This is a genomic window from Pseudomonas sp. GW821-FHT04D07 (assembly GCF_059420225.1).
Genome location: NZ_JBWKTH010000012.1, coordinates 89,365 through 112,623, shown reverse-complemented (window position 1 = coordinate 112,623; position 23,259 = coordinate 89,365). Strand labels below are relative to the sequence as shown.

Sequence of the window (23,259 nt, the reverse complement as noted above, 5' to 3'; positions counted from 1 at the left end):
GATTAGAGACCGCACGTAATTTGCAAACAGATCTCAATTACCATAAAACTCAGCAACACACCGAAAACGAAGTTTGCCCGACAAATACCGACCTGATATAAGTTCGCGCCGACGCAAAAATAAGAAAGCTGACGCTCAAAAAAAGAAAGAGCCGCCCAGACAAAAATACAAGTGGGACGGCAGTATTCTTCCTAAAAATAAACGGAGCAAATGACGATGCGCGTAATGAAGTGGAGCATGATCGCCCTGGCTGTTTCTGCAGTAGGTTCCCAATTGGCCATGGCTGAGCCGTTTGTAACCTCTCAGGCTGATGCCCCGGGCTTTGTTGAAGGAGCCAAGGCTGGCGTGGTTCTGGAGAACTTCTACTTCAACCGGACCCGGCAGGATCAAAAACCTAACAAACGTAATAAAGACTCAATCGACTGGACCCAAGGCATCCGGGGAAAATTCAGCTCCGGCTACACTCAAGGGACTGTCGGTGTCAAAGTTGAAGGCTTTGGTGATGCGGCTTACAAACTCTATGGTCGTGACGATGAGGGTGGCTCGCTCAATCTACCCCGCAATAGCAGCAATACTGGAAACGACAACAGCTACGGCAAAGCCGGTGCCGACATTGCCGTTCGCATCTCCAAAACCGAGCTGAAGTTCGGTGACTTCACCCCAAACACGGCGCCAGTATTCGCCTTCGGCACCCCCCGTCAGTTCCAACAGACTGCCCGTGGCTTCCAGCTGCAAAGCAGCGAGGTCAAAGACCTCGATCTGGACGCCGGTCACTTCTACGCCAGCAGCAGCGAGGACAACACCACACTGCAAGGCAACCTCTTTAGCCAATACGGCGTTACTCCGATCAGAAGCATTGATTACGTGGGCGGCAAGTACGGTCTCAATGAGAACCTGAGCGTATCGCTCTACGGTGCCAAGGCCCAAGACACGTGGAATCAGTACTACACCAACGCGAACTACACCCTTCCGTTGGCGACCGATCAGTCTCTGAACTTCGACTTCAACCTCTATCGCACCACCGACACCGGTGCGGCGAAAGCAGGCAAGATCTCCAACACCGCCTACTCGCTGGCAGCAGCCTATTCGTTCCTGAAGGCACACACCGTTACTCTGGCGTTCCAGAAGATCAACGGCAACGAGCCATTCGACTACATCGGTGCGGGTGACAAAAACCGCGGTACCGAGTCGATCTTCCTGAGCAACTCGATTGAGTACTCCGACTTCAACGCCCCGGGTGAAAGATCCCTCCAGGCTCGTTATGACATCAAAATGGCCGAGTACGGCATCCCAGGCCTGAGCTTCATGCTTCGTTATGCCCATGGCGAAGGTATCGACGGTACCCATATGAACGCTGTATATGCTGCCCAAAACGGCTATGGCTCAGACGGTCATCACTTCGAAACCAACCTGGAAGCCAAGTACGTTGTACAGTCTGGTCCTCTGAAAAACCTGTCCATCCGTGCACGCCAGGCTTGGCACCGTGCCAATGCTGCCGAGAGTGAAGGCAACGTCAACGACTTCCGCCTGATCACCGACTACCCAATCAACTTCCTGTAATCACCTGATTATCTGTTGGATGATGTGACACCCGGTTAAAGAACGGCCCATCCTGGTGATGGGCCTTTTTTATTGTGCGCCAGGCATGGCGTGTAGCGCCGTGACTGGCGCTGTTCGGTTCACTGTGGTGGTGATTCGGACGATTATCTAAACGGCGTGTAGGAGCGGCATTCAATTGCTCGTGCCTACAGCACCGACACACCCGATCAACAATCAGATCACGAATCTGGCGACCATCGAATTCAAATCCACCGCCAGACGCGACAGTTCATGACTGGCGGCGCTGGTCTGGTTGGCACCGGAGGCCGACTGGGACGCCAGGTCGCGGATGTTCACCAGGTTGCGGTCGACTTCACGGGACACCTGGGCCTGCTCTTCCGAGGCGCTGGCGATCACCAGGTTGCGTTCGTTGATCAGGTTGATGGATTGAGTGATCTGCTCCAGCGCCACACCGGCGGCACGGGCCATCTCCAGGGTGCTCTGGGTCCGCTGGTTGCTCTGCTGCATCGATTGCACGGCCTGGCCGGTGCCATTCTGGATCCCGGCAACCATCTGCTCGATTTCCTTGGTTGACTGCTGGGTGCGATGGGCCAGCGCCCGGACTTCATCGGCCACCACCGCAAAACCACGCCCGGCCTCACCGGCCCGCGCGGCTTCGATGGCGGCGTTGAGTGCCAGCAGGTTGGTCTGTTCGGCAATGGCACGGATCACGTCCAACACCTGGCCGATGTCGCGGCCCTGGGTCGCCAGGCCTTCGATCAATACCGAAGTGTTTTGTACGTCCTGGGTCATGGCCTGGATCGCGCCCACCGTTTCCACCACCCGGTCGCGCCCTTCCCGTGCCGCCTGGTTGGACTGTTGCGAAGCTTCGGAGGTCGACACCGCATTGCGCGCCACTTCTTCGACTGCGCTGGTCATTTCGTTGACCGCCGTGGCCGCCTGCTCGATCTCGTTGTTCTGTTGCTGCAGCCCACGGGAGGCCTCTTCGGTCACCGCGCTGAGCTCTTCGGCCGCCGATGCCAACTGGGTGGCCGAACCAGAGATTTGCTCGATGGTCTTGCGCAGATTGCCTTGCATTGCCAACAACGCGCCGAGCAAACGCGCCGGCTCATCCTTGCCCTCGATGACAATGGCTTTGGTCAGGTTACCGCCGGCAATGGTTTCAGCCGCCTCGACCGCCTTGTTCAGTGGCACGACGATGCTGCGGGTCAACAACCAGGCCAAGAGCACGGTCATCAGCGCCGCCAGCACCGAGACCAGGATAATGCCGAAACTGGCATTGCTGTATTGCTCGCCGGCCAGCGCCGACGCGGCCACGGCCCCGGCCTTGTTGATCTCCACCAACTGGTTGAGCTGCACGCCCATCAGGTCCGTACCGGCCTTGATCTGGTTGTTGATCAGGTTACGCATCTCCTCGACCTTGTCCTGGCGTGACAGCAGCAGCATCTGGCCCTGGTCCCGGAGATAGGTATCGAGCGTCGCGGCGAACTCCTTGTACTTGGCCAACTCCTCCCCATCCGCAGGCAGATCGGCGTAACTCTTCACGTCCTTGCGAACTTTGTCCACCAGCGCCGCGATACGTGTTTCGGAGTCCTGCAAGGCGGCGGGCTCTCGGTTGACCAGCACGCGAAAGGACAGAATACGCATACGCAGGACATCTTCGAGCGCATTGCCCAGATACCCCACGCTGGGCAGTTGATTGGTTTCCATGTCGATGGACGCCTGACGAATCACTGTCATGCGGGTCTGGGAAAAGACCCCCAGCACAATCACCAGTAATGCAATAAATGCAAAACCGAGAAAGGCGCGAGGGGCGATATTCATATTTCGGAGGGACATGGGCTGCTCTCTATAGACGTGAGGACTATTAGCTTCCATGCCGGAGACGTGCCGGATAGCAAAAGGCCATACCGACAGTGCTGGCGCCACTCTTCTTATCGACGGTGGGCTTGAACTGATTATCGGCACGAGCCGGGATTTTATTCAGGGGGAAATGAAAAATATTTTAGTTTATGAATAGCCTGCGAATAAGTGCTTCGCTATTGATACACGCAATGTCATTCATACTTTATGATAGTAGCCATGCGCCACTATCTGTACATACATGTACAAAGTGGCCGCAAAAACAACGTGTGGGAGCATTGGACTCCCACAAGCGGATCACGGAATTGTAGCGAATCATTCGCCCGTCTTGATCTTGCTCCACAGCCGTGTACGAACCCGGTCGATATTCAGCGGCATCGCTTCCAGGGCAAACAGCTTGCCCATCATTTCCGGGCTCGGGTAAACCTTGGTATCGGCCTTTAGCACCGGGTCCACCAGGGCATCGGCCGCCGCATTGCCGTTGGCATACTTCACATAGTTACTGATGCTGGCCATCACCTCCGGGCGCAGCAGGTAGTTCATAAAGGCATAGCCGGCCTTTTCATCCGGGGCATCGGCCGGCATGGCCACCATGTCGAACCAGATGGCGGCGCCTTCCTTGGGAATCGAGTAACCGATATTAATACCGTTCTTCGCTTCCTTGGCCCGACTCTCGGCTTGCAGGATATCGCCGGAGAAACCGACTGCAACGCAGATATCGCCGTTGGCCAGGTCACTGACGTACTTGGAAGAATGGAAGTAAGCCACATAAGGACGTACTTTCATCAGCAAGGCTTCGGCTTTTTTATAGTCCGCCGGATTCTTGCTGTGATGCGGCAGGTGCAAGTAATTCAAGGCCGCCGGTAGCAACTCCGGGCCATTGTCGAGTATCGCCACCCCACACTTCTGCAGCTTCTGCATATTCTCGGGCTTGAAGATCAAATCCCAGGAGTCCAGCGGCGCGTTGTCGCCAAGGGCTGCCTTGACCTTGTCGATGTTGTAGCCGATGCCCGTGCTGCCCCACAGGTACGGGAAACCATGCTCATTGCCAGGATCGTTGACCTCAAGCGCCTTGAGCAACGCCGGGTTGAGGTTCTTCCAGTTTGGCAGTTGGCGCTTGTCGAGTTTTTTCAGCGCACCGCCCTCGATCTGCCGGGCCATGAAGTGGTTGGACGGAAACACCACATCGTAGCCGGACTTGCCGGTCATCAACTTGCCATCCAGGGTTTCGTTGCTGTCATAGACGTCATAGCTGAAGCCGATCCCGGTATCCGCCTGGAAGTTCTTCGTGGTATCCGGGCCGATATACTCCGACCAGTTAAAGATCTTGACGGTCTCGGCCGCCTGGCCGAGGGACGCGACCAGCATCAAGAGAGCAAGGGACATGCGGATCATGAGTCGATTCCTGTGTGAGTTTTTGTTGGCAGGTTCGGGCGATCAGAGGATCAGAAAATCAGCACATAGGTCTTGCGCACGGTTTCCTGGATATCCCAGATTCCGCAGCTGTTGGCCGGCAACATCAGTGCATCGCCGGCTTCTATTTGTAAGGGCTCGCCGTGGTCCGGGGTGAAGGTGCAGCGCCCCTGGATAAAGTGACAGAACTCCTGGGCGACGATCTGCCGCCGCCAGCGACCGGGGGTGCATTCCCAGACCCCGGTTTCGACGCCATCGTCGCGCTCGACGCAGGTGACCGAGGCCACTGAAACCGGCTCGCCGAGGGGCACCGCCACCGGGTTGGAAACCTCGAGGACGGCAGTCGCGGTGTGCTTGAATTGTGTAATGCTCATAGGCTTGATCCCACGGGTGGATGAGCCGGCGCCCAGGCGCCGGTTACTGCATGAAACCTTCCATGAACCCGGCCACGCCGCTCGCCAGCTTGCGCCGCCAGGGCGCTGTGTTGGGGTTGGCGAGGGTCTGGTCCTCATGGACAAAGCTGCGGATGATCGCGTTGTAACCCAGCCAGCGGCAGGGTTCCGGCTCCCAGGCCTTCAGCGCCTGGAGACCGCCCTCGCGGATCACCCAGGGTTGCCGGACCCGCTCGCTGTCCTGTTCGAGGATCAGGTCGGCCAGGGTTTGCCCGCCCAGTTGGCTGGCACCCACGCCCTCGCCGCCGTAACCGCCGGCCAGGGCGAGGCCATTGGCGCGGTCGCAGAGCATGTGCGGCTGGAAGCGTCGCGACATGCCCAGGTTGCCGCCCCAGGAATGGCTGATGCGGACCTTCTTCAGTTGCGGGAACAGTTCGCCGAACAGGTAGCGACGCAATTCGATTTCGCTGTCGGTGAGGTCGAAGTCGTGCCGGAGCCGACCGGCAAAGCGATAGCCACCGCGGGCACCGAAGATCAGCCGATTGTCCGCCGAGCGCTGGCCGTAGGTGACCTGGCGGCTGCTCTCGCTGAAAGCCTGGCCCTGGCTGAGGCCGATTTCGTCCCAGGTCGCCTCGGACAAAGGTTCGGTAGCCACCAGCAGGCTTTGTACCGGCAGTTGATAGCGGCCCAGGGGCGGCAACGTCACCGAGTAGCCTTCCACGGCCGGAACCACCCAGCGACTGCGGATCTGTGCCTGGGCGGTGCGCAAGCCACCTGAACGCCAGTCGGTCACCGGGCTGTTTTCGAAGATCCGCACCCCCAGGCGCTCGACGGCCCGCGCCAAGCCGCGCACCAGTTTCGCCGGCTGGATGGTGGCGACATGGGGGGCATGAATGCCCCCGTAGGGTCGGGCGAGGCGAATCTGCCGGGCCAATTGCTCGGGGTTCAGCCAGCAGTAGTCGCTCTCGTTGAGACCTTGTTGGTAGAGTTTGTCCAGGTAGGCCCGCAGACTATGTTCCTGCTCGGGGTAACGCGCGGCGCAGTACAGCACGCCCCCTTTGCGGTAGTCGCAGTCGATGCCCTCGCGATCGATAACCCGCTTCACCTCGTCGGGAATGCCATGCAACAAGTCGAAGGAGGCCCGCCGCTGTTCGGGCGACAGCCCGGCCAGCAGGCGCTCTTCGCCCAGCAGATTGCCCATCACCCAGCCGCCGTTGCGCCCCGAAGCGCCGAAACCGGCGGTCTGTGCCTCGACGATCACCACGTTCAATGCCGGGGATTGGCGCTTGAGGTAATACGCGGTCCAGAGCCCGGTGTAACCGGCGCCGACAATGGCCACGTCGACATCCAGGTCCTGCTCCAGGGACGCACGGGGCGTCAGCGGCTCATCGAGCTGATCCATCCATAAACTGATATTGCGCCATGCCGGCATTCCAGACTCCACAACCCGTAACAGATGGCTGCGATCCTAGTGCCAGCACTCAGAGGCTGTCTTGCGCGCGTGCCCGCAGAGAAATTTGCCGGGCATAAGCCTTGGGCGACAGGCCGGTGTGCTCGCGAAAGCACTTGTAGAAGGCCGACAGGGAATTGAACCCGGCGGCGAACGCCAGTTCGTCGATACGGACCGGTGGCGCGGCCTTGTCCAGCGCCGTCAGCAGGTGCTGCAAGCGCGCCTGGTTGACGTAGCGGTAGAAACTCTGGCCGAGCACCTGATTGAGCAGATAGGAAATCTGATTACGGCTGTAACCGCATTCCTTGGCCACCCGCTGCAGGTCCAGGTCGGGGTCCAGGTAGGCTTGCTGGCGCTGGAAATACTGTTGCAGGTCGGCGGCCATAAAGCTCAGTTGCCGCGGCGACAACCCCAGGCGACTGGCCGCCGCGCGCAGACCGCCGGTGGTTTCGCGGGTGACCTGCTCCCGCACCAGGGAGGCGTACTCATTGACGCGCCAGATCAGGCCGTCACGCACGGTGATTGCCTCGCTGGAACGAAACGACACCAGGCCCTGGCCGCCACGCAGGGTGGTCTGGTACTGGATAAAGGCGGTGTTGCCGTCCAGGCGGATGCGATCGCTGTGCTCCAGGGCCTCGTCCGATTCGCGCGGCATGCTCAGGCGCACGTATTCACGCAGTTCCGCGAGGCCCAGGACACGGTTCTGGAAGAAGTCGTGGTACTGGATCTCGGGGTGATAAAGCGCCATCACCCCGTCGAGGTCGCGGTGTTTCCAGCACAGGTGGTAACGCAGAACGGTTTCACCGGTCGCCCGGGTCTGCTGCGGGCCGTCATCGTCATCGGACATGGCGCACTCGAATCAAGATCTATAGACACAGATCAAGTTACACGAAAACAATCGCCGAACGGCTTGAAAAAACTCTCCTGCGTCCGCTGAACGGATGCTATTTTTAAGCCTCCTATTGGTGGCCGGACCATGAGGTCCAGCCGTTCCTACCCGCGAGCAAAAGGAAGCGCTCAATGAAACAGGTGGGCGACATGAATAAAGTCTTCAGCAAGGTGACCTTCCCCAACGCTTGCCAACTGATGCGCTGGCATTTTCATCCCATGGGCTTCGAAGCCAGCATGGACGCACCGGGCAGCATGATCGCCCGGTTGTTCGACCGGGCCAGTGGCGAGACGCTGATCGCCATCGCCGGTATTCCTTGTGCCACAGTGATGAATGCCGCCGATGTCGAGCGAATCATCGAGGCGGTTGAGGATGAGCTTGAATCCTTCGTGCCACCCATGAGTCTGCGGGCCGTCAACTGACTCGAAGGCTTGCCAGGCAGTCAAGAGCGACATCCAACCTTGTGGGAGCGGAGCTTGCCCGCGAAGCTTTTAGCGTTCTTACAGACGTCTTCGCGGGCAAGCTCCGCTCCCACAGTTTCAATATTCCACCTACCGCCGCGCAACCTTCAGGGCTTGACCCGCAAATCAGCGAAAAACGCCTTGTCCGGCGCAATCCGATCCGAGGCCTTCGGCCCGTTCGCGGCCTGGCCATCCTGCCCATCCAGATACCAGTAACAGTGCTTCACCGCCCGGGTAATACCGACGTAGGCCAACCGCAGGATTTCGTCCTTCTGCGCGTTGTCGTAGGCCTCCGCATCGCCATCGTCGCCCAGCCCGGCCATGCGATAGACTTGATTCTTGTAGGGTGAACGGGTCAGGTGCAGGCAGTCGCCCAGCAGGAACACCACATCGGCCTGCAACCCCTTGGCGCTGTGATAGGTCAATTGCTTGAGCCGGCGCTGCTCGACAGGCAAACTAGAATCAACATTAACTACAGATGAAATATGCTCATTAATCAGTAACTTATCGCTACTTTTTCGAAATAACATCAAGATACTTTCACCGCGCCGATAGTGTTCCTCCAAGCGCTTGGCCAGACCGGCATCGTCACGATCCAGCACATTGACCGGCCACAGCGCCTTCGGCTCCCCGCCGGCCCTGGCCTTTTTCCCGGCAATCGCCGGTGCCGCGCGGACGATATGCTCGGCGGCATCGATAATGTGCTGGTGGCTGCGATAATTATCGCTGAGCATGACCCGGGTCGTCCCTGGCGACGGGAACTGTTTAGTGAACTCCATGAAGTACTTGGGTGAACTGCCGCGCCAGCCATAAATCGATTGCCAGTCATCGCCCACGCACAACAGTGACGAATGCCGGGCCGCCCGACCCACCTGCAGCGCCGGACCGCGCCGACGGATTTCCCGCAGGCTGGCCCGTAGCCAGGAGACGATCTGCGGCGAAACGTCCTGGAACTCGTCGATCATCAGGTGCGACAACGGTCGCAACAGCTCGTCGCTGAGCAGCGTCTGGTTTTCCGGGGTGTTTTCGCCGAACAGCGAGAACATGCGGTTATAGGTCATGATCGGTGGCGACTGGGCCAACAGATGGGTTTCCAGGGCCTTCCAGAACAGGCTCAGGGCTTCGAAGAAGAAACGGTCCGGATCGTCCTGGGCGAAACTCATTCGCGCCACAGCGGCGGGTACATCCAGGCCCAGGTTCTCGATAAAGCCGGCGGCCATCACAAAACAGTCGAGCAGTGGCGCCGACGCCAGCTCACCCTTGACCTTGTAATCGAAGCCAGGGCCGGCCGTGGCATCCCCGGCCTGGGATGAAAGAACACACTTGGCTGACTCATAGCTTTCCAACCATATCAATGGTTTACGACAGAAAGCTTGAAACAAGGTGCGCTTTACCGCCCATTCGGCGCGCACTGTCAGCTTGGACCCGGGACGGCTGATCTGCGGACTCTCCCGAGGATCGAAGCCGAGCACCACCCACGCCTCCAGCTCAGCGATGTAACCGTGGCAATGGAACGCCGAACCGTTGATCTCGATGACCTGGCGGTCCGGTTCAATCCCGGCGATCGGCCAGGCCCCCGCGCGAAACCACAGGTCCTCCAGGGTATCGCACAGTTCCTCGTCGCGCTTGGACGCCAGCTCGGTGACCGCCATGCGCTTGCGCACATCCGGGTGGTCCTGATCCAGCTCGCGCAGTTGCAAGGCTTGTTTGTAGAGCGGCACCAGCACTTCGCGAAAGCGTGGATGATCCGTGTGCAAACGCTGATAGCAGGCGTTCAACTGCTGGCGCTGGGCGTCGTTGATCCGCAGGTCGAACGGGTTGCTGTCGGCACCCTCATCGGTAAACAGGTCGCGTTCGCTGAGGTTCTCGAACGCTTGCAACTGGCCGAAGCCCGGCAGGCTGCGGACCATGGGTAGAATCCGCGAGTGAAAGGTGCGTACCACTTCACGGGCATCCCGGGGGCTGAGCCTATGTCCCCAGAGGCCCATGACTTCCACCAGCTTGGTCATGAAGTCCTTGCGCGACTCACGGGTAAAGGTCACCACGGTCATCGCATCCAGCTCGAAGCCCAGGTAGTGGGTCAGTAGCAGGATGCGCAGGACCAGCGAAGTCGACTTGCCAGCACCGGCGCCGGCAATCACCGCCGTCGAGGGTGTATCGCTGAAGATCATTTTCCATTGCGCGGCACTGGGCTGCGCGTGCGCAGGCAGGAGCCGGGCCACATCGGCCTTGATCCGCTTCTTCAATTCGGCCGTCAGCGGCAGGCGCCAGTCGTCGAACAGGTTATCGTCGACCCCCGGGGCGCGATGCTCCAGCGGCCGCGTATCGCGAATCAGCAGGACCTGGCGCCCCTCCTCCAGGCCGTCGCGCCGCCCTTCGTCATAACCGTACTCGACGCCCGCGCCATGACCACTACGAAAGCCATCGGCCTGCCCCTGCAACCAGGACGCTACGTGTTGGGCCCGCAGGCGACTCAGTCCGCCGCCCAGCAATCTGGCCAGCAGGCGCTTGAACAGGGGCAATTGAGCCAGGGAGGAAAGTTCGGCAGGCGGTTCGGGTGTCGGTGATGGCACGCTGACTCCAGGTAGGCGACGGTCTGGGCGAAAGGCCTATGGTCGCTCCATTGCGTCCTGAGTTCTAGTCAATTGCTTGCCGATCAGCCATTTAGGCGACGAACTGAAAGTCCAGGGAGAACTATAAACATCGAATAAACCGATTGCTTTAAGGCATTTTTTACGCTTTTTATCGATATCACTTTGATAGATGATCGTTGCCATCAACCATCGGTTACCGTCCTGCCCCGGCTCCTGCCGGCCCGTGACGAACCTGAACAGGAGAAGACTCATGCTGCAACTTCGACCCTTCAAGACCCTGGGCGGCGCTCATCACGGCTGGCTGGATGCGCACCACCACTTTTCGTTCGCCGAATACCATGACCCGCAGCGCATGAACTGGGGCAACCTGCGGGTCTGGAACGACGATGTGATCGCGCCCGGCACCGGCTTTCCAAAGCACCCGCACCGGGACATGGAAATCATCACCTACGTCCGTGAAGGCGCCATCAGCCACGAGGACAACCTCGGCAACAAGGGCCGCACCGAAGCCGGTGATGTCCAGGTCATGAGCGCCGGGACCGGGATCGCCCATAGCGAGTACAACCTGGAAGCGACGCCGACCAAGATCTTCCAGATCTGGGTCATTCCCAACGAGGCCGGCTCGGCACCGTCCTGGGGCGCCAAGCCGTTTCCCAAGGGCGAACGTGGCGAAGGCTTCGTCACCCTGGCCAGCGGCAAGGCCGGCGACGACCAGAGCCTGCGGATTCGCGCCGATGCCCGCCTGGTGGCGGCCAACCTGAAAGCCGGGGAAAGCGCCGAGTATCGTCTGGACAGCGGTCGGCGCGCCTACCTGGTACCGGCCACGGGGGTGATCGAGGTCAATGGCCTGCGGGCCGAAGCGCGCGACGGGGTCGCGGTGGCGGATGAGCAGGTGCTGCGGGTGACGGCCGTGCAGGACAGCGAAATCATCCTGGTGGATTTGGCCTGATTCGCTGATCGGCAAAGTAAAAAAGGGGTGAACGACAATCGTCGTTCACCCCTTTTTTACGCTGCAAACGCAATCAACTGTAGGCGCTGGCTTGCCAGCGATGACGGTGGTGAATGTCACATCGCAATCGCCGGCAAGCCGGCTCCTACAGAAACCCTGTTCAGTTCGGCGAAATCGCTCCATCCACCAGCACCTGTGCTTCTTCCACCAGGCGCTTGAGGTGATCGTCACCGATAAAGCTCTCGGCGTAGATCTTGTAGATGTCCTCGGTGCCCGAAGGACGCGCGGCGAACCAGCCGTTCTCGGTCATCACCTTCAACCCGCCGATCGCCTGGTCGTTGCCCGGTGCATGGCTGAGGATGCGCTGAATCGCCTCGCCAGCCAGTTGCGTGGAGGTCACCTGTTCCGGTGCCAGCTTGCTCAGCAGGGCCTTCTGCGCCGGCGTGGCCTTGGCATCGACCCGCACCGAGAACGGCTCACCCAGTTCATCGGTCAGGCCACGATAGATCTGGCTCGGATCGCGGCCGGTGCGCGAGGTCATTTCCGCCGCCAACAGGGCCGGAATCAAACCGTCCTTGTCGGTGGTCCAGACGCTGCCATCCTTGCGCAGGAACGAGGCCCCGGCGCTCTCCTCGCCACCAAAGCCGAGGGAGCCGTCGAACAGGCCGTCGGCGAACCACTTGAAGCCCACCGGCACTTCGTACAGGCGCCGGCCCAGGCGGGCCGCGACCCGATCGATCAGGCCGCTGCTGACCACAGTCTTGCCCACTGCCGCGTCGCTACGCCACTGCGGACGGTTCTGGAACAGGTAGTCGATGGACACGGCCAGGTAGTTGTTCGGCGCCAACAGGCCGCCGGAGGGGGTGACAATGCCGTGACGGTCATGGTCCGGGTCGCAGGCAAAGGCCACGTCGAAACGTTCTTTCAAGCCGATCAGGCCCTGCATCGCATGGCTGGAGGACGGGTCCATGCGAATCTTGCCGTCCCAGTCCACGCACATGAAGCGGAAGGTCGGGTCGACTTCGCGGTTGACCACTTCCAGGTTCAGTCGATAGTGCTCGGCAATCGCCGTCCAGTAACGCACCCCGGCCCCGCCCAGCGGATCCACACCCAGGCGCAGGTCGGAGGCGCGGATGGCGTCGAGGTCGATGACATTGATCAGGTCGGCCACGTAGGTATTGAGGTAATCGTAGCGATGGGTGGTGCTGGCCTTGAGCGCCTGCTCGTAGCTCACGCGCTTCACGCCGGCCAGGCGGTTGCCCAGCAGTTCGTTGGCCTTGGCCTCGATCCACTTGGTGACATGGGTGTCGGCCGGGCCGCCATTCGGCGGGTTGTACTTGAAGCCGCCGCTTTCCGGCGGGTTGTGGGACGGGGTGATGACCACACCGTCCGCCAGGCCCGCGGTGCGGCCGCGGTTGTAGCAGATGATCGCGTGGGACACCGCCGGTGTCGGCGTGTACTCGTCGCCGGCGGCGATCATGCTCTCTACGCCATTGGCAGCGAATACTTCCAACGCACTGGCGCCGGCCGGCGTGGACAGGGCGTGGGTGTCGATGCCGACAAACAGCGGACCATCGATCCCCTGGGCCTGGCGATACAGGCAGATGGCCTGGCTGATGGCCAGGACATGCCACTCGTTGAAACTCAGCTCGAACGAATTGCCGCGATGCCCGGAGGTGCCGAAGGCCACGCGTTGGGTGGAGATCGTCGCATCGGGCTGGCCGGTGTAATAGGCCGATACCAGTCGCGGAATATCAACCAGCAACTGTGCCGGTGCCGGCTTGCCCGCAAAAGGACTGAGTGTCATGCAAAACCTCTGGAGATGGATGGTACTGGGGGAAGACGCGCAGTTTACTGACAGTTCGACACTGACGTTAAGGGTTCTATCCGTTGGCGCGAAGATTTTCCATGCGACACGCGCTCCCCCGGTCGGGGAAGCGCGTGTCTGGGTGGGCGCAAATGAGACGGGGCGTTAGCGCGCCCGGGCTTTCATCTCGCCAAGCGCGGCGACCTGATGATTTTTCAGGTCATAACGCAGCTCTGCAATCAGGTCGGAAATGGCCCGGCTGCTATCAAGCGTCGAAGCCTGGATACCGGTGACCACCAAGTCCACCCGTTCGGATTTTCGGTCGAAGACTCTCACCGTCAACGACTCGTCAGCGCCGAGGCTGCATTGGCAGCGTGTGGGCAGGAAACTGCTCTCGATGATATTGCGTAGTTCCAACGTGGATAATACTTGCATGGCGACTCTCTCCTTTATGTGAGACGGCCAGGTCTTGGGCAGAACAGCCAGGGTTAGCCATTCACATCTGTGTTTCAGGCGGGCGCCCGGTCCAGCCATGGAGGACGACACCGAATTTAGATTAGGCCTTTTCACACCACTCGTTAAGGTTATTCGTCCGACAATCCGACACGGCGACAGTGCACACCGCGTGCCGAAACAAGATGAATTATTGTTTGCTGGAAAAATCAATGCGTTAAGGCGCTAATAGGCCCGCGTGCCAATGCAAAATGCATTAAATGCCTTCTAGGACCATACCGTTTGCCGGTATCGTGGCAAACGCCCCTGGCCTGGACAGGCATCCAACGCCAGTATCATTCGGCGCCGTGCCGCCACCGCATCCATCAAACGAGGGAGTCTCCCTCATGACAGGGCAACGAGAGCTCATGAATTCGACGACTATCGCCGCAACCTTGCTGCTGGCGCTAACCACCACCACTGGCGCGATCGCCGCCGACAAAGCCGACCTGGCGCCGTTCCCCAAGGCCGAGGACGGTTTCAGCCGTTCGGTCATCCGCGTGCCGAAGATGACCAAGGACGCCGATCACCGGGTCGAGATCATCGCTGGCAAGGTCATGCCCGTCGATTGCAACCCGAAACGCCTGGGCGGCAACCTCGACGAGAAAAACCTCGAGGGCTGGAGCTACGCCTATTACCGCCTGGAGAAAGTCACCGGGCCGATGTCCACCCTGATGGCCTGCCCGCCCGGCAGCAAGACGAAAAAAGACTTCGTCCCGGTGATCGGTGAAGGCTACATGCTGCGTTACAACAGCAAACTGCCATTGGTGATCTACGCCCCCGATGACCTCGAGATCCGTTACCGGATCTGGACACCGTCCAAGCTGGTCAAGCCCGCCAGCCGCGAATAACCGCTTCCGACTCACGCGGCCCCGCCCAGGGCCGCGCGTTCGGCAACATGGCGCAGACTGTCGAAGTTGATATTGGCCCCCGAGTTGATCGCCACCAGGGTCTGGCCATGTAGCCCATGGACCGCCACATACTGCTTGATGCCCGCCACCGCCAGCGCACCGGAAGGTTCGGTGATGGAGCGGGTATCGTCATAGATGTCCTTGATCGCGCTGCACAGCTGGTCGTTGCTGACGGTGATGACCTCGTCGACATACTGACGGCAGACTTCAAAGCCGTACGCACCGATTTGCGCCACCGCCACACCATCGGCAAAGGTCCCGACCTTGGGCAACACCACCCGCTCGCCGGCCCTTAGTGCAACTTGCAGACAGTTGGAGTGTTCCGACTCCACGCCGATGATGCGCACCTCTGGCCGCAGGTATTTGACATAGGCGGCGATACCGGCGATCAGCCCGCCACCACCGACCGGGACAAAGATCGCTGTCAGTGGCCCGGGATGTTGATTGAGCAACTCCATGGCCACGGTCCCCTGCCCCGCGATCACATCCGGATCGTCGAACGGTGAGACAAAGGTGTAACCATGCTCTTCGGCCAGTTGCAGGGCATGGGCCAGGGCAAACGGAAAACTTTCCCCGTGCAGCACCGCCGTGGCCTCGCGACTGCGCACACCCTGCACTTTCAGCTCCGGTGTACTGGTCGGCATGACAATGGTCGCCTCGATCCCCAACGTCCGGGCCGCCAGGGCCACGCCCTGGGCATGATTACCCGCCGACGCCGTGACCACGCCACAGCGCCGCTGGGCTTCACTGAGCTGGACCAGTTTGTTGTAGGCCCCACGGATCTTGAACGAGAACGTCGGTTGCAGGTCTTCGCGCTTGAGCAGGATCTGATTGCCCAGGGCCAGGGACAGTGCCGGGGCCCCTTGCAGCGGCGTGCAGATCGCCAGGTCGTAGACCGGCGCGGCAAGGATCTTTCGTACATAGTCGCCAAGCAGGCGGCTATCGGTGGCAGGTTCCAGGCTGAGGCTGGCGGTGCTGGGCATGGCGGTCTCCGGGTGATCGGTTGGCCTCGGAGACAGAAACAAAAAACCCGCCTCGGAGGCGGGTTTGGGTAACAGATACAGGTCAGCCCGCCAGATAAGGAATGGCGGTAATAATGCTTGGCTGAGAAAAGCGCTGGGTGGAAGTCATGCACTGACGTTATCCGGGCGCCGCGGTCAAGTCAATGCCTGGAATCATCGACTACCAGGCCTGGCCACGATGCTTGAACTCCAGGCGCCGGACAAACTCCTCAAGCACCAGGGCGTAGAGGTCATCCTGCAGATAGGCGTCCTCGATGCCAGCGTCCATGTTCGGGTTGTCGTTGACCTCGATCACCACCACCTCAACTGGCAGCCGGGCTCAGCGTTGTGTATTCGGATCGCTGCGGGTGCCCGACTTGATCGGCACCGCCATCGGCGCTGATGTGTCACGTGGGTAGCCATTCTCGATCGCGCCGTTTTCAATCGTCGAGGGCCGTGGCGTCGGCAGGGTATTCGGACCGCGCAAGGGCGGTACGCTGGACACCGACCCCTGGCGACTGTTGGGGTTGGCGCGGCGAATCGGGCTGTTGTAGGGGTTGTAGGGGTTGTCGCTGTTGGGCAGGTTTTGCGCCAGCAGGATCGTAGCGGACGTCCCGCCCCTAGGCGCGCCGTCGGCGGGAAGAGCAACGGCCAGAAGCCCAATGACCAGCAAGGTTGCCGGCGCGAAGACAAGTCTGTACATGACGGCTCTCCTCAAGGGTGAGTGGGTTATGGGGTTTGGACAACGCCTCACCCCATAATATACCCACGGTGCTGTCGAGTTCAGCGCCGCCGCGGGACCGCCGATCTCGTCACTGGCGGCCCAGCCCAGCCAGCACGCCGCTCAGCGGCTGCGGTGCCAGTTGCACTTTCGTCCCACGCTGTGCCGCCTGATCGATATCGGGGATCAACAGACTGGTATGGGCATCATTGTCGTACAGCATCAAGTCCTGGCCACCGCGATGCAACACCAGGCGTTCGGAATCGGAACGGATGACCGCATCATGGCTCTGCTCATCGATGATGATCTGCCGGTAATGGGTCAACAGCGTACGATCCAGTGGGTAGTGATGCACAGCGCCGCTCCGACCGGAGAGCATCAGGCAATTCGCCTCCTCCAGGACCGGCAACGCCGCCGTATCGGCCTCGTCGAGTTGCAGGATCAGGCTGCCTTCGGACAAATGGACAAAGCTGTAGCAACCCGCCAGGGTTGACTGCCGGCTATCGATACACCACAACTGCCCGCTGTCCTCATCATGGATATAGCCACCCGCCTGCCCCGCTGCTTTGCCCAGGTAAGTCAACTGATGGCCGGCCTGCGGACCGGCGGCGCACAACAGCTCTGCACTGTCAGGCAGATACCAGCCCGGAGCCTGACCCGGCTCGACCAACAGCCTCACGGCCGACGGCAACTCATAGTGCTGGCGCAAGGCCCTGATCAACTCGGCGATTTGCCCCGCCGGCTGATGGGCCTTGATGCGCAGGGCGATCAGCACCGCGCGGTCCGCCGGGGTCGCGGCCATTGTTAGCAAAACTATCGCGCCGTCGCGACTTTCCAGGCGCAGGCTATTGCCCTGGCGCAGCGCCCTGATCCAGTTTCGTTGCGTCTGCCAGACCTGCGCGTCGGCGGCGCTCGGTGAGGGCACCAACTGTTCATCGAGGCTCAGTTCCGACACCGCTACCTGGGCCTGACGATAGAGTTGCTGGCTATCGGCATCCAGGATCCAGGCGTGGCCGCCCTCTGTGGTCAATCCCAGATAAGTCAGGGAATGCCGGCCATCCAGATTGCTCCCGCCCTGCACGACCTGTCGCGCGGCAATGTCGTACCAGGCGTTGAGCGCTTTCCCGGCTGAATCCCGCAAGCCCCATAGCACCAGGTTGTCGAGTTGGCCCGCGCTGGCGCTGGCCAGTTTCTCCAGCGCCGTGGTCAACCCCACCCGATGACGCAGCAACCAACTGGACACCACCCCCGCCAGCCGCACGGCACCGCGGTCCAGCAACCACACGCTGCCCTCCATCGTCAGTGCCAGACACGGTGACTGATCACCGCCACTGACCGAGGTGACGTCACTCAGAGCCAGCACCGTAGCCGGCGCCCCGGACAAGCCGTCATCGGCCTGAAAGTAGACCTGTCGCCCGTGCGGGTCATAAAAGTAGAAGCTCGGCTTATCCCCCGCCATGGTACCGACCAGCGCCAGGTCCTGCGCCATGGCAGCCCCCAGGTTCGCCTTGACAACACGCGGCGACAGACCCTCGGTGTCAAACAGCAGCCACTGACGTTCCGTGGCCGGCGCACGGCCCAGGGTACAGGTCACCACGCGCGCATAACTGGCCCTGACTTGCCGATCCTGCGTGGTCATCAGCTCTGTCGGTTCGCGCCACCGCGGGGCGCTTGAGAGCAGGTCAGCGCTGTCCTCGCCGGGCTGGGCCAGCGGCCCGTCCAGCTGGATAGCCAGCAGTTTCAGCGCGGCCTCTTCGACCTGGTAAATGTGCTGAATCGTGCCATCAGGCAACGCCTCTTCAATCGACAGCAGGAGTTGACCATCACGCTGCACCAGGCTGCTGCGGCTGACCTGCGCGGCAAAGGTTCGTGGCCGATACTGGCGCAACACCTGCCCCGTGGCGATCTGCACCTGCCAGACATCCGCCCCCCGGTAAAACCAGGCCTTGTCGTCCAGCGTGCCACCCAGCAGCGCCTGGCTGAGAAACTCACTGATCTGCGGGAAATGGGTGTAGATGAAACGGTCAAGGCTCACCTGATAGAAAGCCCGGCCCGTGTCTTCTCCGGCCGGCCGATAGTGGTCGACCGGAACAAATGGCTGGCTGTGCGGTGCCTGACTGGTCAACTGCCGCAGGTGCGCATGCAGGGCCCGCCAGTCGGCAAAGCCGCTGCCATCGGCCTCCAGCAGGACCAGCGCCTGTTTCTCCCGGTCGACGGAAAAAAGCTCGGCACTGGCATTGATCAGCGATATCTCACCGCAGGCCTCGTGCAGCGTGATCCGCAGGCTACCCACCTGCAATTGGTTGCCGTTGAGGCGGATCGCGGCCTCCTTCAATTGGCGGGCATCCAGCCTCCAGCGGCTGGTCGCGCTGCCACCCAGGGAAATCGATACACCTTCCTGCAGACTCAGACGGTATTCACCCCCATCACCCTCAAGCTGATAGGACAGTTTGCCCTGCATGATCTCCGGCAGCGCGGGCACGAGAATGTCACGCGCCTGCCGGTCCAGTAGCACCGTCACCGACGTCGCCACATATTCCGGGATAATCCGCCGGACAATCCGCTCGCCGGGGAATGCATAGAAATCAAAGTCGAAGCGATAGTCTTCCTCCAACCTGCGCAACACATCGAAGCCGTGATCGTTACGGCCGGTGGCAAACGGCAGAATCATATACTCGTAATTGAGGTACGACTTCGCGGTCGACGGCAACACCAATATCGCGTCATCAGCAACGAAGCCCACCTGGGCCTGGCGATAACCGATGCCTTCGCGGATATTGATCGCCTGCTGCTTCTCCAGGTTCGGCGCCCGCCCTGGCCACCAGAAGAAGTAGTTGCTCCGACCGGAACCGATCGCGTCGGTCGGGTCGTTGCGATAGAGGTATTGGCTGTCCAGGGTCAGTTGCCGCAGGCGCAGATCCAGCGTGCTGATCACCGCGCCCGGGATCGATTCCATCAGGACATGGGCCGGGCCCTGCTCATGATCGCCGCGGGTGTTGCGTTCCACACGGCGGTAGCCGCCCAGGCGATAGGCTTCATCAAGCCCGGCAAAATAACTGCCCACCTGGGCCGCTTCCTCCGCCACGGCGCTGAACGCATGGGCCAGGGCGTTGAAGCCAACCCCCAGGCCCGCCAGGGGCACCGCCAGCGCACCGGCGAAACCCGCGGCGGTGGCGGCGCCGACGACGCCGGCATTCGCGGCCATCGACGCACCAAGACTGAACACACTGGTGGTCAATCCGATGCTATCAAAGGCCAACTGGGTCGCGAAGACCGCGCGCTGGGCTTCATTCTGCGCCTGCGACAGTTCGATGATGTCGAGGACCGCGCTGCCCAGGTTCAACAACAGCCCGGCCCCGGTCCTGAGTTTCGAGATCGACGACAGCAAGGTCAGGGACTTCCCCTCGCTGAACAGCACCTTGCCCGCACTGATGGCCATCGCCGAACGATAAAGCTGGGCGACTTTCCCCGCGTCCTCCAATGCACCGTGGACCATCTGCACCGTGTTCAGCCAACCATGCACCTGCAATGTCCGGTTCAAGATCTCCGGCAACTCGCCGTCGGCCGCCTGCGCGCGGCTCTTCTGGCTGAACCAGGCAAACAGGCTCTGGACAATGAACAAGGCGTTCAGCCCATCGAGGGCCTCGCCTTCCGTCACCCCAGGCCGCTGGGTCAAGTACTCGCCTTCCACGCCATGGGCCTGGCGGAGCGTCAGCAGTTGCTGATTGTAATGCTCCAGGAAATCCGCCACGCGCCGATCGGCAAACCGCAGTATCCGTGGTGGCTGCCCCGGGTGTGCAGCATCGACGAACGCCAGCCGGTAATCACCGCCCTCTGGCGTCAGGCTATGCCAGAGTGGCAGCCACTCAGCCGCGGACAAATGCTGGTCGCGGTAGAGTTGTTTCATGCCCTGCTGGAAATCGTCGGCCCGCGTCAGCATGACGAGTCGCTGGTTTTTCACCCGCAACTGCGCCATTTTTTCGCCCAGCGTCTCAGTCAACAGCAGGCTTTCGTCAAAACCGGTTTTTCCTGGCGCGACCAGCGCTACCCAGGACTCACCCTGGCGGCGCAGCACCCGCTTGGTATCCGTGACGGTAACACCACGCTTGCCGCCGCGCGGGTTGACGATGATCCTGGCCGAGTGGGCCGCGATGGACCGCGTGGGGATATTTTCCCGGTCCAGGGCGTGGGCGAACGCCTGTATGTAACTGGCGGTTTGCGTCGGCTCGTTGTCCACCAACGCGCAGCCCACCAGGCTGATATGTTCCGGCGCAGGGCTACGGGCCCGCGCCTGCCCATCCAGCAGCCCATGATTCAACAACTGCCGGATGGCCAGCGCCAGCTCCGCCGGCAGATAACCCGCGAGGGTCCGCTGTCCGGCGCTGTTGTCCCGACCGTGGCCGACCGCTTGCAGGCGCCAGTGGCTTTTTCCCTGACGGTTCCACTGGCCGATCCGCGTCAACAGCGCATCCTGGGCATTGCCCCACTGCAGCTTGGCCGTGACGTCCATCTGCACCACCAGCGAATTCGCCGGGTGTTTACCCGCCAGGTCGATCGCCGCTTGCCTGACCGTCGGATTGTCCTCAAGCTGAAGAATCAATTGGTAATCGAACCGGCTGGTGCTCTCGCTGTCGTTGGATGCCGTCGGTACCGGCAGATCCCACTCGCCGACTTCATCCCGGCTGAGCGCACCCGTTTCTTGCGAAAGGTGCTCACGCCCCTCGCCCGGGCTCCAAGCACTGACATTGGCCCTTTTGACCGCCTCGGGGTCGTAGTAATCGTTGTCATTCCAGAGGGCCGGTGTTTTACCAGGAATAAAACCGACCTGTTTTTCGATGCCACGCATCGTGACCACGAAATCTCGCAGGTTGTCGGTCAATGCCTCCGGCGTGCCGGGCGATACCACAATATTTTTCAAGGCCAGCAGGTAGAACTTTTTATTGCCGTTCGCTCTTGCATGACGGGAAACCTGGAACCCGCGCTGCTTGAACCCTTGCTCTTTGACCTCGCTGAAATCATTGACAATAAGGATCTGGGCGCCCTTTTCAGCCGCACGTTGGACGTACTGATCGACTTTTTCATAAAAGGCCTCCACGCTTAAATAGCTGTCACTGAAATGGCCACTGAGCAGAATCAAATCACCCGGCCCGACATCCGAACGGGCAAACAGGGCCCAACCGTCACCTGAAAGAAACTCAGTGGTTTCGGGGTGCCCATGGTGCAGTCGACTGAGAAAAAGCAACTTCCTCTCATTGGTGCTCAACAGCAGAAGATGGACTTTGTAATGCTCATCAGCCGTCAACAGATTGAGGGGTAAATGTAGCCGGTGCCCTTTGCCGGGGGCAGAAATGAGGGTCACCGTGCCATTGTGATTGGCCGAATTCTGCATGATATAAAACAACGCGGCGACCCGGGTTCTGGCCGTTGTCCTGTGGTTTTCCGTCATCAGCGGCCGCTCCGGCGGCTCATCGACAATCATCCTGCCGTCTTTCAGCGTGATCAGTTGAGCCAGGCTGTCTTCGAAATACTCGTTTATGGCCTGGCGAAGACGCTTCGCCCGATCCGTTTTGACAAATGCCTTGAATTTTTCTTTTCTTTTTATTCTTTCCTGCTTTTTGTCTGGCAATGCCAGGTTTTCTGGAAAGGCGCGCTCAAAGCTCATCGCCAGGTTATCGTCGAAATCAAAGCCATGCTGGCGGCCAATCGCCAATAGGTCGGATTTGATTTCCTGTATAGCCCGCAGAAGCACCTGCGGATGACTGACCACTTCGCTCTGTGTCAGCGAGACCAACGGGTTGATATCGTTGACGATGACCTTGCCCCGGAACCCCAGCGCCCTGACCCAGTTCGAGTAGACCCCCGAGCCGGCCATGGGCTCTATCACACGGCTCACCGCGGACTCATGACCGCCACCGGACTTGCGCTGGAGAATATCGGCAATCAGCGCGCCATCCAGCCATTCCAGTTCGGTGGCGATACTTCCCGGCATGCGGAAAAAATTCAGGCCATGCAAATCCAGCCGCAGATCCAACTTGCGGAGTGCCTGCATCTTTTGTTCGCGTGTTCCAGCGCTATCGCGCAATACCTTTTTCACCTGACGCCAGAAATCAGGATCGCGCTTGCCGTCGCCGCCCATGCCGGAAACCGGGTAAGCCCAGTGCTTGCTGTTCCACGACGAGGCATTGGACAAGTAATCCTCGTAGATCGACCCTCTCAAGCCATAACCGCCGTAGTGGTAGCGACTGCGCAGCCAGCCACGAAACTCGCTGATCTTTTGCTCCAGGGCTGAGGTCGTATAACCGCCCAGGGTCCCCGCTTCGGCCGCCACGCCCAGAACCAGGATCCGCGCATGGCCGCTCATGACGGTCGGGTCGCCCAGTACCGGCGCATAGCCTTGCTCGTTGAGCCGGAACCACAGCAAAGACTTGTCGGGATGTTGCAACACGAGTGTCTGGATGGCGTCCGCAATCCCCGGCACCTCTCCCAGTTCGAGAACGATCTGGCAGTCAAAGGGATCAGCAGTCTCGGCCTGCCGCGTCGACTGTCCCCAAGGCATCAGGTCGACGCCCCATTGGCTCGGTTCATGGCCCTGCGTCGCAGCCGAGATTTCACTGTCCAGGGGCCTGGGTCTTTTCCCTCCCGCCTGGATCGACGAGCCAGGTCTTTTCAACGCCCCGTTGCTGTCTGCCCCATCGACACTTTCAGTGGTTGTAGCTGCTCCATCGCGCATGTACGGCCTCCAGAATCATGGCTTCA

The 23,259-nt window shown here is 60.6% G+C and carries 15 protein-coding genes and 2 pseudogenes; 4 read left to right on the top strand and 13 right to left on the bottom strand.

The window, feature by feature from the left end:
* Positions 1–216 precede the first annotated feature (216 nt).
* On the top strand, positions 217–1,560 hold the full coding sequence (locus tag AC07T0_RS16445; protein WP_495002191.1) for an OprD family porin: 1,344 nt from the start codon (positions 217–219) through the stop codon (positions 1,558–1,560).
* Between the two features lie 213 nt (positions 1,561–1,773).
* On the opposite strand, the gene AC07T0_RS16440 is transcribed toward AC07T0_RS16445, so the two are convergent.
* From AC07T0_RS16440 to AC07T0_RS16415, 6 genes and pseudogenes are all read right to left on the bottom strand, one after another.
* Positions 1,774–2,637 carry a methyl-accepting chemotaxis protein gene (locus AC07T0_RS16440; RefSeq protein WP_495002235.1) on the bottom strand — a complete coding sequence of 288 codons (864 nt, stop codon included), beginning with the start codon at positions 2,635–2,637 and terminating at the stop codon, positions 1,774–1,776.
* Positions 2,632–3,384: pseudogene (locus tag AC07T0_RS16435) on the bottom strand (MCP four helix bundle domain-containing protein); the annotation flags it as partial. The gene AC07T0_RS16440 and the pseudogene AC07T0_RS16435, both read right to left, overlap by 6 nt.
* A 354-nt stretch (positions 3,385–3,738) precedes the next feature.
* Positions 3,739–4,818, bottom strand: a complete 1,080-nt coding sequence (locus tag AC07T0_RS16430; protein ID WP_495002190.1) for a polyamine ABC transporter substrate-binding protein — start codon at positions 4,816–4,818, stop codon at positions 3,739–3,741.
* A 50-nt stretch (positions 4,819–4,868) separates the two neighbouring features.
* On the bottom strand, positions 4,869–5,210 hold the full coding sequence (locus AC07T0_RS16425; RefSeq protein ID WP_495002189.1) for a cupin domain-containing protein: 342 nt from the start codon (positions 5,208–5,210) through the stop codon (positions 4,869–4,871).
* A 43-nt stretch (positions 5,211–5,253) separates the two neighbouring features.
* Positions 5,254–6,660, bottom strand: coding sequence for an NAD(P)/FAD-dependent oxidoreductase (locus AC07T0_RS16420; RefSeq protein WP_495002188.1), 1,407 nt, complete (start codon positions 6,658–6,660; stop codon positions 5,254–5,256).
* Positions 6,661–6,709: 49 nt separating this feature from the next.
* The gene (locus AC07T0_RS16415) at positions 6,710–7,525 is read right to left on the bottom strand and encodes an AraC family transcriptional regulator (protein WP_495002187.1); all 816 of its coding nucleotides are present in this window, start codon (positions 7,523–7,525) and stop codon (positions 6,710–6,712) included.
* Between the two features lie 173 nt (positions 7,526–7,698).
* Between AC07T0_RS16415 and AC07T0_RS16410 the strand changes: the two genes are divergently transcribed.
* Complete coding sequence (locus AC07T0_RS16410; RefSeq protein WP_495002186.1) at positions 7,699–7,989, top strand: DUF1652 domain-containing protein; 291 nt, start codon at positions 7,699–7,701, stop codon at positions 7,987–7,989.
* Between the two features lie 146 nt (positions 7,990–8,135).
* On the opposite strand, the gene AC07T0_RS16405 is transcribed toward AC07T0_RS16410, so the two are convergent.
* Positions 8,136–10,601: a UvrD-helicase domain-containing protein gene (locus AC07T0_RS16405; RefSeq protein WP_495002185.1), complete on the bottom strand. Its 2,466-nt coding sequence runs from the start codon at positions 10,599–10,601 to the stop codon at positions 8,136–8,138.
* A 271-nt stretch (positions 10,602–10,872) separates the two neighbouring features.
* Here AC07T0_RS16405 and AC07T0_RS16400 point away from each other — a divergent pair, with 271 nt between their 5' ends.
* Positions 10,873–11,571 carry a pirin family protein gene (locus AC07T0_RS16400; protein ID WP_495002184.1) on the top strand — a complete coding sequence of 233 codons (699 nt, stop codon included), beginning with the start codon at positions 10,873–10,875 and terminating at the stop codon, positions 11,569–11,571.
* Between the two features lie 160 nt (positions 11,572–11,731).
* On the opposite strand, the gene pgm is transcribed toward AC07T0_RS16400, so the two are convergent.
* Positions 11,732–13,378, bottom strand: coding sequence for a phosphoglucomutase (alpha-D-glucose-1,6-bisphosphate-dependent) (gene pgm / locus AC07T0_RS16395; protein ID WP_495002183.1), 1,647 nt, complete (start codon positions 13,376–13,378; stop codon positions 11,732–11,734).
* 165 nt (positions 13,379–13,543) lie between these two features.
* On the bottom strand, positions 13,544–13,813 hold the full coding sequence (locus AC07T0_RS16390; RefSeq protein ID WP_495002182.1) for a DUF1652 domain-containing protein: 270 nt from the start codon (positions 13,811–13,813) through the stop codon (positions 13,544–13,546).
* 425 nt (positions 13,814–14,238) lie between these two features.
* Between AC07T0_RS16390 and eco the strand changes: the two genes are divergently transcribed.
* Complete coding sequence (eco, locus tag AC07T0_RS16385) at positions 14,239–14,721, top strand: serine protease inhibitor ecotin (RefSeq protein ID WP_495002181.1); 483 nt, start codon at positions 14,239–14,241, stop codon at positions 14,719–14,721.
* An 11-nt stretch (positions 14,722–14,732) separates the two neighbouring features.
* Here eco and ilvA read toward each other — a convergent pair whose 3' ends face one another.
* The 4 genes and pseudogenes from ilvA to AC07T0_RS16365 all read right to left on the bottom strand — a co-directional run bounded on the left by ilvA (position 14,733) and on the right by AC07T0_RS16365 (position 23,233).
* Positions 14,733–15,764, bottom strand: a complete 1,032-nt coding sequence (ilvA, locus tag AC07T0_RS16380; RefSeq protein ID WP_495002180.1) for a threonine ammonia-lyase, biosynthetic — start codon at positions 15,762–15,764, stop codon at positions 14,733–14,735.
* A 199-nt stretch (positions 15,765–15,963) separates the two neighbouring features.
* Positions 15,964–16,107: pseudogene (locus AC07T0_RS16375) on the bottom strand (hypothetical protein); the annotation flags it as partial.
* A gap of 15 nt (positions 16,108–16,122) precedes the next feature.
* A complete protein-coding gene (locus AC07T0_RS16370) occupies positions 16,123–16,485 on the bottom strand; it encodes a hypothetical protein (protein WP_495002179.1) in 363 nt (120 codons plus the stop codon).
* Positions 16,486–16,594: 109 nt separating this feature from the next.
* Positions 16,595–23,233 (bottom strand): TcdA/TcdB pore-forming domain-containing protein, encoded by a 6,639-nt coding sequence (locus AC07T0_RS16365; protein ID WP_495002178.1) that lies wholly within the window; start codon positions 23,231–23,233, stop codon positions 16,595–16,597.
* Positions 23,234–23,259: the final 26 nt, after the last annotated feature.

What these genes read in the sequence shown, in the direction of transcription:
- AC07T0_RS16420 (WP_495002188.1), bottom strand. Translation starts at nt 6,660, where the DNA reads ATGCCGGCATGGCGCAATATCAGTTTATGGATGGATCAGCTCGATGAG.
- AC07T0_RS16365 (WP_495002178.1), bottom strand. Translation starts at nt 23,233, where the DNA reads ATGCGCGATGGAGCAGCTACAACCACTGAAAGTGTCGATGGGGCAGAC.
- AC07T0_RS16390 (WP_495002182.1), bottom strand. Translation starts at nt 13,813, where the DNA reads ATGCAAGTATTATCCACGTTGGAACTACGCAATATCATCGAGAGCAGT.
- AC07T0_RS16440 (WP_495002235.1), bottom strand. Translation starts at nt 2,637, where the DNA reads ATGCAAGGCAATCTGCGCAAGACCATCGAGCAAATCTCTGGTTCGGCC.
- AC07T0_RS16430 (WP_495002190.1), bottom strand. Translation starts at nt 4,818, where the DNA reads ATGATCCGCATGTCCCTTGCTCTCTTGATGCTGGTCGCGTCCCTCGGC.
- ilvA (WP_495002180.1), bottom strand. Translation starts at nt 15,764, where the DNA reads ATGCCCAGCACCGCCAGCCTCAGCCTGGAACCTGCCACCGATAGCCGC.
- AC07T0_RS16370 (WP_495002179.1), bottom strand. Translation starts at nt 16,485, where the DNA reads ATGTACAGACTTGTCTTCGCGCCGGCAACCTTGCTGGTCATTGGGCTT.
- AC07T0_RS16400 (WP_495002184.1), top strand. Translation starts at nt 10,873, where the DNA reads ATGCTGCAACTTCGACCCTTCAAGACCCTGGGCGGCGCTCATCACGGC.
- AC07T0_RS16410 (WP_495002186.1), top strand. Translation starts at nt 7,699, where the DNA reads ATGAAACAGGTGGGCGACATGAATAAAGTCTTCAGCAAGGTGACCTTC.
- pgm (WP_495002183.1), bottom strand. Translation starts at nt 13,378, where the DNA reads ATGACACTCAGTCCTTTTGCGGGCAAGCCGGCACCGGCACAGTTGCTG.
- AC07T0_RS16425 (WP_495002189.1), bottom strand. Translation starts at nt 5,210, where the DNA reads ATGAGCATTACACAATTCAAGCACACCGCGACTGCCGTCCTCGAGGTT.
- AC07T0_RS16445 (WP_495002191.1), top strand. Translation starts at nt 217, where the DNA reads ATGCGCGTAATGAAGTGGAGCATGATCGCCCTGGCTGTTTCTGCAGTA.
- AC07T0_RS16415 (WP_495002187.1), bottom strand. Translation starts at nt 7,525, where the DNA reads ATGTCCGATGACGATGACGGCCCGCAGCAGACCCGGGCGACCGGTGAA.
- eco (WP_495002181.1), top strand. Translation starts at nt 14,239, where the DNA reads ATGAATTCGACGACTATCGCCGCAACCTTGCTGCTGGCGCTAACCACC.